The following is a 13,186-nucleotide window of genomic DNA, read 5'->3' as shown; positions in this document are numbered from 1 at the left end:
CCTGGGATCCCAGACCCACTCACCACCACCCTCACAGTCGGAAGAAGCCCAGATGTCCAGCACCACCCGACCGCGCTCGATCCTGTCCTGGTTCCGCGACCGCGGGGTCCGCACCAAGATCCTCGTCGCGGTCGTCCTCACCGCCGTCGTCGCCATCGTCGTCGGCCTGTCCAGCCTCCGTGCGCTGGGCGACTCCGCCGAACGGGCCGAGGCCATCTACCGCGACAACCTGATCGGCGTGCAGTCGGCCGGTGACATGCGCACCGCGATCGACGTCCTGCGTCAGGGCTCCCGTGACGCCGTCATCGCGACCAGCGACGACGACACCCAGGCCGCCCTCGACGGCATGGCCGAGGCCGAGGCGATGTTCGCCGAGGCGGCCGAGCGCTACGTGGGCGGTGGGCTGGACGCCGAGCGCGAGAAGCTGCTCGGCGAGCTGGAGCAGAAGGTCACGGAGTACCTGGACAAGCAGCTCACCGTGATGGCGCCGTTGGCGTTCCAGGGCAACCGAGGTCCCTGGACCGAGGCCAACGCGACCGTGATCCGGCCGATCACGAGTGCGATGACCGAGGACATCACGAGGCTCGAGGCGATCGAGTCCGCGGAGGCCGCGGACGCCGCTGCCGGCGTCACGTCGTCCTACAACAGCAGCAGGAACTTCGCGATCGTGCTGCTGACGGTCGGGGTGCTGCTGACGCTCGCGCTGGGCTGGTTCGTCGCCGGCGCCATCGCCTCGGGCGTGGCTCGGGTGAAGCGGGTCGCCGACGGGTTGGCCGTCGGCGACCTGACGCAGCGTGCCGACGTGGACAGCCGCGACGAGATCGGCCTGATGGCCGCGAGCCTGGACACCGCGACCGACCAGCTGCGCCGGCTGATGGAGAACGTGACCGAGTCGGCGGAGTCGGTGGCCGCGGCGTCGGAGGAGTTGTCGGCGGCGTCGCAGCAGATCGCGGCTGGTGCGGAGGAGACGTCGGTGCAGGCGGGGGTGGTCTCGGGTGCGGCGGATGAGGTGTCGCGGAACGTGCAGACGGTGGCGGCGGGTGCTGAGCAGATGGGTGCTTCGATCCGGGAGATCGCGACGTCGGCCAATGATGCGGCGCGGGTGGCTTCGCAGGCGGTGGGGATCGTGGAGTCGACGAACGACTCGGTGGCCAAGCTCGGTGTGTCGAGTCAGGAGATCGGCAATGTGGTGAAGGTGATCACCTCGATCGCGGAGCAGACGAATCTGTTGGCGTTGAACGCGACGATCGAGGCGGCTCGGGCCGGGGAGGCCGGCAAGGGCTTTGCGGTGGTGGCCAATGAGGTCAAGGAGTTGGCGCAGGAGACGGCGCGGGCGACCGAGGACATTGCTCGTCGGGTGGATGCGATCCAGGGTGACACCACGGGTGCGGTCGAGGCGATGGGTCAGATCTCGGAGATCATCACCTCGATCAACGACTACCAGCTCACGATCGCCTCGGCGGTGGAGGAGCAGACCGCGACCACCAACGAGATGAGCCGCAACGTCGCCGAGGCCTCCACCGGCTCCGCCGAGATCGCGGCCAACGTGAACGGCGTCTCCGGCGCCGCCGAGTCGACCACCCAGGCGCTGGTGCAGTCGACCGCGGCGATCGACGAGGTGGCTCGGATGTCCGCCGAGCTGCGCAGCGCCGTGGGCTTCTTCAAGGTCTGAGCAAGGCCTCGGCAAGGCCCCCTCAAGCCCCCGACAGGACGGCGACAAGGCCCGGACATGGGTTGCCCAACGCCTGATCCGCACGTCCACCGTCGGGCTACCATCGACCCCGCCCGGACTCAGGTCTGGGCGGGGTCGACGACACCGGACTGTGGTCGACCGTCGACGGGTGGACGGGAGCGAGCCCATGGCGTACTCGGTGGTCGGCGGGCCGGCCCTCGGCTTCGACCTCGCCCGCCTGCCGGGCGGCGCGCAGGTGGCCGGGGTGGTGCGGGTGGCGCTCGCCGTCGGACCCGAGGACCTGGACCGGCTGGCCGCCTGCCACCCGGGCGCGGGCGCCCGCGAGGAGTGGCGCCGGACCCACGTGCCGACGACCGGCACCGAGTCGGCGGCCACGACGCTCCGGCTCGCCGGGGCCGCGCTGGAGGAGGCAGCGGCGGGGGAGACGGCGCTGCTGCGGCGACTCGAGAGCAGCCTGCTCGGCGACGCGCACGCCCTCGACCGGATGATCCGCCGCGACGTCCTGGACTGGACCTGGCTGCACGGCGGTGCGGTCGCCGCCCAGGACCCCGTGGCGTCGCTCGCCGCCGACGTGCTCGCCGACGCGGCCACCAGCGCCTACCTGCGCGACCGGCTGGCGCCCGACCTGCGGCGCGCGATGGCCGCCCCGTTCGTCCGCGCCGGGCTGGCCCTGCCCGAGCTCGAGACCGGGCTGCCCGAGCTGGACCGGCGGCTGGCCGGGTTCGCCGCCTCCGACGACGACGCCCGCCGGGCCTGGCGCCGGGTCGTCGACGAGGTGCGCGGGCACACCGCCGAGTGGGCGCCCGCGATGCACCAGGCGACCTGGGCGCTCTCGGTGACCGAGCGGCTGCGAGCCGCCTGCGACGCCCAGTTGGCCGCCGTGATCGCCTTCGTCGACGGCGGGTTCACCGGACGCGACGCGGCGTACGGCGTCTGGAACGCGTGGTCCGGCACCGTCCAGGCGAGCCTGGTGACCGACCTGCTGCCGGAGCACGACGCCGACGTGCTGCTGCGTGCGTGGCGCGCGGTCCACACCCCGGCAGACTGACCCGCTCGGTCCCCTCAGGTCGCGGACCGCGCGGCCGATGAGCCCTTCACCTGTCACGGGGCAGGGCGACAGTGAAGGGTGTTCCATGGCGCGGATCCGGGTGCTCGTGGTCGATGACTCGGTCGTGATCCGCAAGCTGGTCTCCGACCTGCTCGCCGAGGATCCCGACATCGAGGTCGTCGGCACGGCGGTCAACGGCAGGGCCGGTCTGCAGAAGATCGTGTCGCTGCGGCCCGACCTCGTGACGATGGACATCGAGATGCCCGAGCTCGACGGCATCGAGACGGTCCGGCAGCTCCGGGCCGGTGGCAACCGGGTGCCCGTGATCATGTTCAGCACGCTGACCGAGCGGGGCGCCGTCGCCACCCTCGACGCCCTCGCCGCCGGCGCCTCGGACTACGTGCCGAAGCCGGCGAACGTCGGGAGCGTGAGCCGCTCGATGGAGCAGGTGCGCGACGCGCTGATCCCGCGGATCAAGTCGCTGGTCCCGCGGCCGGACGCGCGGCCGGCCGGCGCCGGACCGGTCGCCACGCCGGCGCCGGCCCCCACGCTGCGCCCGCCGGCACCGCAGCCCGTCGGCGGGTACCGACTGGTCGTCGTCGGCTCCTCGACGGGCGGCCCCGAGGCGCTCGGCTCGGTGCTGTCCGGCCTGCCGCCGCTGCCGGTGCCGATCGCGGTCGTGCAGCACATGCCGCCGCTGTTCACCCAGCAGTTCGCGGCCCGGCTGGACCGTCAGCTGCCCGTCGAGGTCACCGAGGCCGTCGACGGCCAGGTGCTGCGGCCCGGCACGGTCTGCATCGCCCCCGGCGACTTCCACCTCGAGATCGTCGCCGACGGCCGGGCCTTCGTGGCCCGGATCAGCCAGACGCCGCCCGAGAACTACTGCCGGCCCGCCGTCGACGTGCTGTTCCGCAGCGCCGCCGCGGTCGCCGGACCCGCGGTGCTGGGCGTCGTGCTCACCGGCATGGGCTCCGACGGCTGCAAGGGCGCTCGCACCATCGTCGAGCGGGGCGGCAGCGTGATCGCCCAGGACCGGGCGACCTCGGTCGTCTGGGGCATGCCCGGTGCGGTCACCTCCGCCGGCCTCGCCGAGCGGGTGCTGCCCCTGGGCGACATCCCCGGCGAGATCAACCGGCGCCTGGGTCACACACCGGTGGGCGTGACCGGTGTCGCGTCGGCGGCGGGAGGCACCCGGTGACGATCAGCCCCCACGCGTTCACCTTCGTCCGTGAGCTGGTCCGCGCCGAGAGCGCGATCGTGCTCGAGACCGGCAAGGAGTACCTCGTCGAGTCGCGGCTGGTGCCGCTGGCCCGCGCCGCCGGGCACCCGAGCGTCGACGCGTACGTCGCCGACCTCTCGACCCGGCGTACCCCCGCCGCGCTGAAGCAGGTGGTCGAGGCGCTGACGACCAACGAGACCTCGTGGTTCCGCGACTCCGACCCCTTCACGGCGCTCCGGCAGTCGGTGTTCCCCGCGCTCGCCAAGACCCGGCCGAACCGGACCCTGCGGGTCTGGGCGGCCGCCTGTTCGAGCGGCCAGGAGCCCTACAGCATCGTGATGACCGCGCTCGACACCCCCGAGCTCGCGGGCTGGCGGGTCGAGCTGCTCGCCACCGACCTGTCCGAGGAGATGCTGGACCGGGCCCGCACGGGCGAGTACTCGCAGCTGGAGGTCAACCGCGGCCTGCCGGCCACGACGATGGTCCGCCACTTCGAGCGGGCGGGGCTCAACTGGCGCATCAACCGGTCGATCAGGGAGCGCGTGGAGTTCCGCCAGCTCAACCTGACCCGGCCGTTCCCGCCGATGGGCCGGTTCGACGTGGTGTTCCTCCGCAACGTGCTCATCTACTTCGACCTCCCGACCAAGCGGGATGTGCTCAAGCGGGTGCGTCAGGTGATGGCACCGGACGGCCACCTCTTCCTGGGGGCGGCGGAGATGACCATGGGCGTCGACGACGCCTGGGAACGGGTGCCGGCGGGTCGGTCCTCGGTCTATCGGATCAGAGAGGACCTCAAGATGGAGGGCAGCTCATGCGTGCTTTGATTGTCGATGACTCCCGAGCGATGCGCCGGATCGTCGGTCGCATCCTCGAGGACGTGGGCTACGACGTGGTCGAGGCCGCCGACGGCCAGCAGGCCATCGAGCGGCTCGAGGAGATGGACGAGCCGCTCCAGCTCGCCTGCGTCGACTGGAACATGCCCGTGATGGACGGCCTCACGTTCATCACGGAGGTCCGCAAGCGGCCGGAGTGGCGCGCCATCACGCTGATGATGGTGACCACCGAGAGCGAGCAGGACCGGATCGTCCGGGCGCTGGCCGCCGGCGCCCACGAGTACCTCATCAAGCCGTTCACCGGTGAGGCCATGCTCGAGAAGCTCGACCTGCTCGGGCTCCTCCCGACCTCGACAGGATCCTGACATGACCATCTCGAGCGCGCCCGACGAGGCGCTCGTGCTCGCCGCCATCGAGCAGGTGTGGGGCTCCATGCTCTTCGCGAGTGCCGCGCCGTGGCCGGCCGACCGGCCCGCGGAGTTCGAGACCGGCCTGCAGGCCCAGATCGAGCTGCGCGGCGACTGGAACGGGCGGCTGGTGCTCACCTGCGACAGCGTGGTGGCCGGCCAGATCGCCGGGGCGATGCTCGGCCTCGGCCCCGAGGAGCAGCTCGACCAGCCCGACGTGCACGACGCGGTGGGCGAGGTGCTCAACGTCGTCGGCGGGAGCGTGAAGGGTGCGCTTCCGGGTACGTCGGCGCTGGGCCTGCCCGGGGTCCGCGAGGTCACCGCGGTGCCGGCGCGCGACGAGTCGTTCGTCGTCTCGTGGGGCGACGCGCCCGTCTACGTCCAGATCGTCCCCGACGCCGCCTGAGCGGCGCCGTCAGCCAGCAGCTCATCCGGAAGGCAGGTCAGAAGGTAGCCCATGAAGATCCTCATCGCCGACGACAGCAAGGTCATGCGTCAGATCGTGCTGCGCACGATGCGCCAGGCCGGCTTCGGCCATCACGAGTTCGTGGAGGCCGTGGACGGCGCCGAGGCCGAGCAGCTGGTCGCGAGCGAGTCTCCCGACCTGGTCCTCTCCGACTGGAACATGCCCAACAAGACCGGGATCGAGCTGCTGCGTGCGCTGCGCGGCGGTGGCAACCCGGTGCCGTTCGGCTTCGTCACCTCCGAGGGCTCCGAGGAGATGCGGGAGACCGCGCGGGCCGCCGGTGCGATGTTCCTGATCGCGAAGCCCTTCACCGCCGACCACTTCGAGTCCGAGCTCTCCGGAATGCTGGGCTGAGGCCGACATGCTTCCCGACCGCAAGGACATCAAGGACCTCTTCGAGGGGCTGCTCGGGCGCGAGGTCGCGCTGACCGACGGCACCCCGGTCGACCTGGGCATCCCGAAGCCGATCGTCGCGTCGTACCTCGACGACGCCCACGGCCTGCGCGCCGTGGCGGTGATGAGCTTCGGCCTCGCGGCCCGCTCCGGCGCCGCCATCGCGCTGATCCCCAAGGGCGCCGCGGAGGCCGCGGAGGAGGACCGGCTGCTGCCGGTCAACCTCTTCGAGAACGCCGCCGAGATCTGCAACGTGCTGGCCGCCCCGCTGGGCGAGGCCATGGACACCCACCTGCGGCTGGCGGAGACGTTCGCGCCGTCGGACCCGGTCCCGGCCCACCTGCTGGCGCTGGCGGCCCAGGCCGGTGGCCGCGAGGACCTCGAGCTCGACATCTCCGGCTACGGCACGGGCGGACTCTCGATCGCCGTCGCCGTCTGAGCTGCCCGGCACACGCGGGTCCGGGCTGGGGGCGCTCGCACGTAGGGTGGAGCGCGAGATGAGTATGTCGATCCCGCTGCCCGGCCTCGAGGCCGTCGCCCCCGCCGCACCGGCCCGTCGCGGCCCGAGCCGCGAGGAGCTGCTCGAAGGCCTCAACGAGCCCCAGCGCGCCGCCGTGGTGCACGAGGGGGCGCCGCTGCTGGTGGTGGCCGGCGCCGGGTCGGGCAAGACCCGGGTGCTCACCCGGCGGATCGCGTGGCTGATCTCCGAGCGCCGGGCCCACCCCGGCTCGATCCTCGCGATCACCTTCACCAACAAGGCCGCGGCCGAGATGAAGGAGCGGGTCGAGGACCTGGTCGGCAAGCGCGCCCGCATCATGTGGGTGTCGACGTTCCACTCGGCCTGCGTGCGCATCCTGCGCAAGGAGGCCGACAAGCTCGGCTACAAGTCCAACTTCTCCATCTACGACGCCGCCGACCAGAAGCGGCTGATGACGCTGGTCTGCAACGACCTCGACCTCGACCCGCGTCGCTACCAGCCGGGCGCGCTGCTGCACTGGGTCTCGAACCAGAAGAACGAGCTGCGCGACCCCGAGGACGCCACCAAGGACGCCCGCAACCACCTCGAGGAGACCTACGCCGCGGCGTACACGGCGTACCAACGCCGGCTCCGCGAGGCCAATGCGCTGGACTTCGACGACCTGATCATGTCGACCGTGCATCTGTTCCAGGCGTTCCCGGAGGTGCGCGAGACCTACCGGCGCCGGTTCCGGCACGTGCTCATCGACGAGTACCAGGACACCAACCACGCGCAGTACGCGCTGATCCACCAGCTCTGTGCGGACGACCCTGAGCAGTCCGACCCCGACGCGGAGCGGGTCGAGCCGGCCGAGCTGATGGTCGTCGGCGACGCCGACCAGTCGATCTACGCCTTCCGCGGCGCCAACATCCGCAACATCCTCGACTTCGAGCAGGACTTCCCCAACGCGACCTCGATCCTGCTGGAGCAGAACTACCGCTCCACGCAGACCATCCTGACCGCCGCCAACTCGGTGATCGGCCACAACAAGGGCCGCAAGGAGAAGCGGCTGTGGTCCGATGCCGGCGACGGCGAGCGGATCGTCGGGTACGTCGCCGACGACGAGCGCGACGAGGCCCGGTTCGTCTCCGAGGAGATCGACAAGCTCACCGACGAGGGCGCCCACCGCCCCGGCGACGTCGCGGTGTTCTACCGCACCAACGCGCAGTCGCGGGTGTTCGAGGAGGTCTTCATCCGCACCGGGATGCCCTACAAGGTGGTCGGTGGGGTCCGGTTCTACGAGCGCCGCGAGGTGCGCGACGCGCTCGCCTACCTGCGGATGCTGGTCAACCCGGCCGACCAGGTGTCGCTGCGGCGGATCCTGAACACCCCCAAGCGCGGCATCGGCGACCGCGCCGTCGCGTGCGTCAACGCGCTGGCCGAGCGCGACCGGATCACGTTCTGGGAGGCGCTGCGCCGGGCCCAGGACGCCCCCGGCCTGGCCACCCGCTCACTCACCCAGATCCAGGGCTTCGTGGCGATGGTCGAGGAGCTGCAGTCGATGGTCGACGCGGGGGAGCGCGCCGACGTCGTCCTGGAGACCGTGCTCGCCCGCTCCGGCTACCTCACCTGGCTGGAGGAGAGCGACGACCCGCAGGACGAGACCCGGCTGGAGAACCTCGCCGAGCTGGTCGCGGTGGCCCGGGAGTTCGCCGAGGATCCGCTGGCCGGCCCGTCGGCCGACCCGACCGACGTCGAGGCCGGCATCGTCGCCCCGGGCCTGGCCGACTTCCTCGAGCGGGTCGCGCTGGTGGCGGACACCGACCAGATCCCCGACGACGACCCCGAGGACTCCGGCGTCGTCACGCTGATGACGCTGCACACGGCGAAGGGCCTGGAGTTCCCCGTCGTCTTCCTCACCGGCCTCGAGGACGGCGTCTTCCCGCACGCCCGTGCGCTCGGCGACCAGCCGGAGCTGGAGGAGGAGCGCCGCCTGGCGTACGTCGGGGTGACCCGGGCCCGCGAGCGCCTCTACATCTCGCGTGCGGTGGTGCGCTCGGCCTGGGGCGCGCCGTCGCACAACCCCGGCTCGCGCTTCCTCGACGAGCTGCCGGTCGATCTCGTCGACTGGCGGCGCACCGAGGCCGCCCAGACCCGGTGGAGCCGGCCGGACCTCTCCGGCGGCCAGCGGTTCGGCGAGCCCACCGCCGCCGGCCGGCGCAACTTCTCGGCCGCCGCCGTGCGCGCCGACGCCGCCGCCCGCGCCAAGCCGGCGCGGGAGATCCCCAGCCTCGAGCCCGGCGACCGGGTGCTGCACGACTCGTTCGGCCTGGGCACGGTCGTCGCCCTGGAGGGCGCGGGGGAGAAGTCCGTCGCCTCGATCGACTTCGGTTCCGAGGGCGTCAAGCGGCTGCTGCTGCGCTATGCGCCGGTCGAGAAGCTGTAGCCGCAGGTTGAGGTGCGAGGGCCACTAGGGCCGTGAGCACGGTGGTTGAGGAGGGCCGCCAGGCCCGTCTCCACGGTGGTTGAGGAGGGCCGCCAGGCCCGTCTCCACGGTGGTTGAGGAGGGCCGCCAGGCCCGTCTCCACGGTGGTTGAGGAGGGCCGCCAGGCCCGTCTCCACGGTGGTTGAGGAGGGCCGCCAGGCCCGTCTCGAAACCCGGTGATCCGAACAGCAGCAGTGACTACGGCTGAAGCCCGTGTACGACGAGCGCGGCGTACGGGTCGACCGGGTCGCCGCCGCCGGGGCGGACCTCGAGGTGGAGGTGCGGCCCGGTGACGTTGCCGGTGGAGCCGACGTAGCCGATCGTGTCGCCGGCGCTGACCTGCTCGCCCTCGCTGACGGTGTACGAGGTCTGGTGGCAGTACCAGAGCTCGGTGCCGTCGTCGAGCGTGATGACGGTCTTGTTGCCGTAGGCGCCGTCGTAGCCGACGGAGGTCACCACGCCGTTGGCGACCGCGTGGATGGTGGTGCCGCTCGGGGCCGCGAAGTCGAGACCGGTGTGGTAGTGGGACCACAGGCCGCTGTAGGCGCCGAACTGGGCGGTGAGGCGGTAGCCGGAGAGCGGCAGCGTCCACTGGTTGAGCCGGAGCTTGTCGGACTGCTCCTGGGCCTGCTGGGCGAACTTCTTCAGGGCGGCGTTGCGCTCGCGGTTCTGCGCCTCGACCTCGTCCTGGAGGTCGGCGTCGACCGCGTCGGAGAGCGCGTCGCGGCGCGAGTCGCGGCTGACGGTGCGCCGGTCGAGGAGGCTGGCGCTGGCGACCTGGCTGGCCCCGCTGAGGGCGCTCGCCTGGCTGAAGCGGGGCACCTCGTCGTCGAGCCCGCCCTGGGCGGTCACGGCGCCGCCGACCGAGACGGCCAGCGCGGCGAGGCCGAGCAGCACCGGCGCCGACGGCAGGGCCCGGAAGAGCGGGGCGCGCGAGGAGCTGCGCCGGGCACCCGGCTTGGACGGCGCGGTGCGCGGCGTGTGCGCGGCGCGCACGCCGCCGATGCGCGAGGTCTGGTAGACGACCGGCCGCTCGGTGAGCACCTCGGGGACGTCACGGGTGATCGGCAGGACCAGGGTCTCCTCGTCCTCGTGGAGGACGACGGCCGCGGGAGCGGGGACGGCCGGGGCGGCGGCGCGGCGGCCGGGCTTCTCGGCCCGACGCTTGCCGGCGGTGCCGCTGGCTACCGGGGAGGGGAGGTCCGAGGGACGACGGCGCGGGCCGCGACGATCCGCTCGGTGGTTACCCATGAATTTGCTTCTCCGCTGCTCGGGGTTCAGACGGCGAGGCCCGACTGTAACGGACCGATCACGGGGTCGGGAATCCAACCCCGCCAACTTGTGGACGGAATCCGACGAAATTGGCTGGCCAACCGTCGCACAAGATGGTCCAGAGGTCACATCGGCCGGATCGGCCCGGCTGAAACCCCTTCGTGTCGACTTTTTACCGTGGCCCCGGCCACGTGGCGCTCATCACGCTCGGTTAGCCTCCCGTCATGAGCACCTCAGCGGCGCGCCGAATCCGCATCGTGGTGGGCAAGCCCGGTCTCGACGGGCACGACCGGGGGGCCAAGATCGTCGCCCGGGCGCTGCGCGACGCCGGACACGAGGTGGTCTATACGGGCCTGCACCAGACCCCCGAGCAGATCGTGGAGACCGCGATCCAGGAGGACGCCGACCTGATCGGGCTGTCGGTGCTCTCCGGCGCGCACATGACGCTCTTCCGGAGGCTGGTCGAGCTGCTCGCCGAGCGCGACGCCTCCGACATCGTCGTCTTCGGAGGCGGGATCATCCCCGAAGAGGACATCCCGGTGCTCGAGGAGCTCGGGGTGGCCAAGGTGTTCACCCCCGGTGCGTCGACCGGTGAGATCACCGGCTGGGTCGCGGAGCACTTCGCCGCCTGACCGCCGCCTGACCGCCGCCTGAGCCGCCGTCCGGCCGGGCTGCGCCGTGCCCCACGTCACGTCGGTCCGCCCTCGTCGTACTCCCGCGAGCGGGTCTAAGGTGCCAAAGACACCCCGAGCGCGTGGCGCTGTCGTGCGCCCGCTCGCTCGCTCCGACCGAATAGGACTTGGTGGATCAGTGGATCTGATGGAGTACCAGGCGAAGGAGCTCTTCGCCAAGCATGGTGTGACCACGACGCTGGGCGTCGTCGTCGAGACCGCGGAGGCCGCCAAGGCCGCTGCCGAGAAGCTCGGTGGCGTGACCGTCATCAAGGCACAGGTCAAGGCCGGCGGCCGCGGCAAGGCCGGTGGCGTGAAGCTGGCCAAGACGGCGGATGAGGCGTTCGAGCACGCGTCCAAGATCCTCGGCATGGAGATCAAGGGCCTCACGGTCAACCGGGTCCTGGTGACCCCGGCGACCCCGCCCGAGGAGGAGTACTACTTCTCCTTCCTGCTCGACCGCGCCAACCGCCAGTACCTCTGCATCGCCTCCGTCGAGGGCGGCGTCGAGATCGAGGAGGTCGCCAAGACCAACCCCGACGCGGTCAAGCAGATCGCGATCGACCCGGGCGCCGGCGTCGACGAGGCGAAGGCCCGCGCGATCGCGACCGAGGCGAAGTTCCCCGAGCCGGTCTTCGAGCAGGCCGTCGCGATGATCCAGGCGCTCTACCGGGTCTTCGTCGAGGAGGACGCCACGCTCGTCGAGGTCAACCCGCTCGCGCGGCTGGCCGGCGACAAGCTCGAGGCCCTCGACGGCAAGGTGTCGCTCGACGACAACGCGTCCGAGGTCCGCCACCCCGACCACGAGGGCTTCGTGATCCGCGAGGAGGAGGACCAGCTCGAGGCGAAGGCCAAGGACAAGGGCCTCAACTACGTCAAGCTCGACGGCCAGGTCGGCATCATCGGCAACGGCGCGGGCCTGGTCATGTCGACGCTCGACGTCGTCGCGTACGCCGGTGAGGCCCACGGCGGCGTCAAGCCCGCCAACTTCCTCGACATCGGCGGCGGCGCCAACGCTCAGGTGATGGCCGACGGCCTCGACGTGATCCTCGGCGACCCGCAGGTCAAGAGCGTCTTCGTCAACGTCTTCGGCGGCATCACCGCCTGCGACGAGGTCGCCAACGGCATCAAGGGCGCGCTGGAGATCCTCGGCGACGAGGCGAGCAAGCCGCTCGTCGTGCGCCTCGACGGCAACAACGTCGAGAAGGGCCGCGCGATCCTGGACGAGCTGAACCACCCGCTGGTCACCCAGGTCGACACGATGGACGGCGCGGCCGACAAGGCCGCCGAGCTCGCGAACGCGTAAGGACGAGAACAGATGTCGATCTACCTCAACAAGGACTCCAAGATCATCGTCCAGGGCATCACGGGCGGGATGGGCTCCAAGCACACCACGCTGATGCTCGACGCGGGCTCGAACATCGTCGGCGGCGTCAACGCGCGCAAGGCCGGCACCACCGTCGAGCTCGGCGGCCAGGACCTCCCGGTCTACGGCACCGTCAAGGAGGCGATGGCCGAGACCGGCGCCGACGTGTCGGTCGTCTTCGTGCCGCCGGCCTTCACCAAGGACGCCTGCATCGAGGCCATCGACGCCGGTATCGGCCTGCTCGTGGTCATCACCGAGGGCGTGCCGGTGCAGGACACCGCCGAGGTGTGGTCCTACCTGCAGAGCCCGGCCAACTCCGGGGGCACCCGGATGATCGGCCCGAACTGCCCCGGCATCATCACGCCGGGGGAGTCGCTGGCCGGCATCACCCCGCACACCATCGCGGGCAAGGGCCCGGTCGGCCTGGTGTCGAAGTCCGGCACGCTGACCTACCAGATGATGTACGAGCTGAAGGACTTCGGCTTCTCCACCGCCATCGGCATCGGTGGTGACCCGATCATCGGCACCACCCACATCGACGCCCTCGCGGCGTTCGAGGCCGACCCGGAGACCAAGGCGATCGTGATGATCGGCGAGATCGGCGGCGACGCCGAGGAGCGGGCCGCGGCGTACATCAAGGACCACGTGACCAAGCCCGTCGTCGGGTACGTCGCGGGCTTCACCGCCCCGGAGGGCAAGACCATGGGCCACGCCGGCGCCATCGTCTCCGGCTCCTCCGGCACCGCCCAGGCCAAGAAGGAGGCCCTCGAGGCGGTCGGCGTGAAGGTCGGCAAGACGCCGTCCGAGACCGCCGCGCTGATGCGTGAGGTCCTGCAGAGCCTCTGATCCAACGCCGAGTCGGCGCCAGATCTCACC

General features: G+C 71.5%; 13 protein-coding genes. 12 read left to right on the top strand and 1 reads right to left on the bottom strand.

What is annotated here, in order from left to right:
* The first annotated feature begins 52 nt into the window (after positions 1-52).
* The 9 genes from FHU40_RS07215 to pcrA all read left to right on the top strand — a co-directional run bounded on the left by FHU40_RS07215 (position 53) and on the right by pcrA (position 8,962).
* Positions 53-1,672 (top strand): methyl-accepting chemotaxis protein, encoded by a 1,620-nt coding sequence (locus FHU40_RS07215; protein WP_183591546.1) that lies wholly within the window; start codon positions 53-55, stop codon positions 1,670-1,672.
* Between the two features lie 169 nt (positions 1,673-1,841).
* Positions 1,842-2,741: a hypothetical protein gene (locus tag FHU40_RS07210; RefSeq protein WP_183591545.1), complete on the top strand. Its 900-nt coding sequence runs from the start codon at positions 1,842-1,844 to the stop codon at positions 2,739-2,741.
* Between the two features lie 85 nt (positions 2,742-2,826).
* Positions 2,827-3,939 (top strand): protein-glutamate methylesterase/protein-glutamine glutaminase, encoded by a 1,113-nt coding sequence (locus FHU40_RS07205; protein WP_183591544.1) that lies wholly within the window; start codon positions 2,827-2,829, stop codon positions 3,937-3,939.
* The gene (locus FHU40_RS07200; protein ID WP_183591543.1) at positions 3,936-4,784 is read left to right on the top strand and encodes a CheR family methyltransferase; all 849 of its coding nucleotides are present in this window, start codon (positions 3,936-3,938) and stop codon (positions 4,782-4,784) included. Before FHU40_RS07205 ends, FHU40_RS07200 begins: the two co-directional genes overlap by 4 nt.
* On the top strand, positions 4,772-5,158 hold the full coding sequence (locus FHU40_RS07195) for a response regulator (RefSeq protein WP_183591542.1): 387 nt from the start codon (positions 4,772-4,774) through the stop codon (positions 5,156-5,158). The genes FHU40_RS07200 and FHU40_RS07195 overlap by 13 nt, the downstream gene beginning before the upstream one ends.
* Position 5,159: 1 nt before the next feature.
* Positions 5,160-5,606 (top strand): chemotaxis protein CheX, encoded by a 447-nt coding sequence (locus FHU40_RS07190; protein WP_183591541.1) that lies wholly within the window; start codon positions 5,160-5,162, stop codon positions 5,604-5,606.
* Between the two features lie 51 nt (positions 5,607-5,657).
* On the top strand, positions 5,658-6,020 hold the full coding sequence (locus FHU40_RS07185) for a response regulator (RefSeq protein ID WP_183591540.1): 363 nt from the start codon (positions 5,658-5,660) through the stop codon (positions 6,018-6,020).
* A gap of 7 nt (positions 6,021-6,027) precedes the next feature.
* The gene (locus FHU40_RS07180; protein WP_183591539.1) at positions 6,028-6,498 is read left to right on the top strand and encodes a hypothetical protein; all 471 of its coding nucleotides are present in this window, start codon (positions 6,028-6,030) and stop codon (positions 6,496-6,498) included.
* 64 nt (positions 6,499-6,562) lie between these two features.
* Positions 6,563-8,962 (top strand): DNA helicase PcrA, encoded by a 2,400-nt coding sequence (gene pcrA / locus FHU40_RS07175; protein WP_183592230.1) that lies wholly within the window; start codon positions 6,563-6,565, stop codon positions 8,960-8,962.
* 237 nt (positions 8,963-9,199) lie between these two features.
* On the opposite strand, the gene FHU40_RS07170 is transcribed toward pcrA, so the two are convergent.
* Complete coding sequence (locus tag FHU40_RS07170) at positions 9,200-10,252, bottom strand: M23 family metallopeptidase (RefSeq protein WP_183591538.1); 1,053 nt, start codon at positions 10,250-10,252, stop codon at positions 9,200-9,202.
* Between the two features lie 245 nt (positions 10,253-10,497).
* Here FHU40_RS07170 and icmB point away from each other — a divergent pair, with 245 nt between their 5' ends.
* The 3 genes from icmB to sucD all read left to right on the top strand — a co-directional run bounded on the left by icmB (position 10,498) and on the right by sucD (position 13,156).
* A complete protein-coding gene (icmB, locus tag FHU40_RS07165; RefSeq protein WP_183591537.1) occupies positions 10,498-10,905 on the top strand; it encodes a coenzyme B12-dependent isobutyryl CoA mutase small subunit in 408 nt (135 codons plus the stop codon).
* Between the two features lie 178 nt (positions 10,906-11,083).
* Positions 11,084-12,250 (top strand): ADP-forming succinate--CoA ligase subunit beta, encoded by a 1,167-nt coding sequence (gene sucC / locus FHU40_RS07160; RefSeq protein ID WP_183591536.1) that lies wholly within the window; start codon positions 11,084-11,086, stop codon positions 12,248-12,250.
* Positions 12,251-12,262: 12 nt separating this feature from the next.
* Positions 12,263-13,156, top strand: coding sequence for a succinate--CoA ligase subunit alpha (gene sucD, locus FHU40_RS07155; protein WP_183591535.1), 894 nt, complete (start codon positions 12,263-12,265; stop codon positions 13,154-13,156).
* The last annotated feature ends 30 nt before the right edge of the window (positions 13,157-13,186 follow it).

Origin of the sequence: Nocardioides soli, assembly GCF_014191495.1 — a bacterium.
Lineage (GTDB): Bacteria > Actinomycetota > Actinomycetes > Propionibacteriales > Nocardioidaceae > Nocardioides > Nocardioides soli.
Note: the sequence above shows the minus strand (reverse complement) of the source record. Positions and strands in the feature narration are given on the sequence as shown.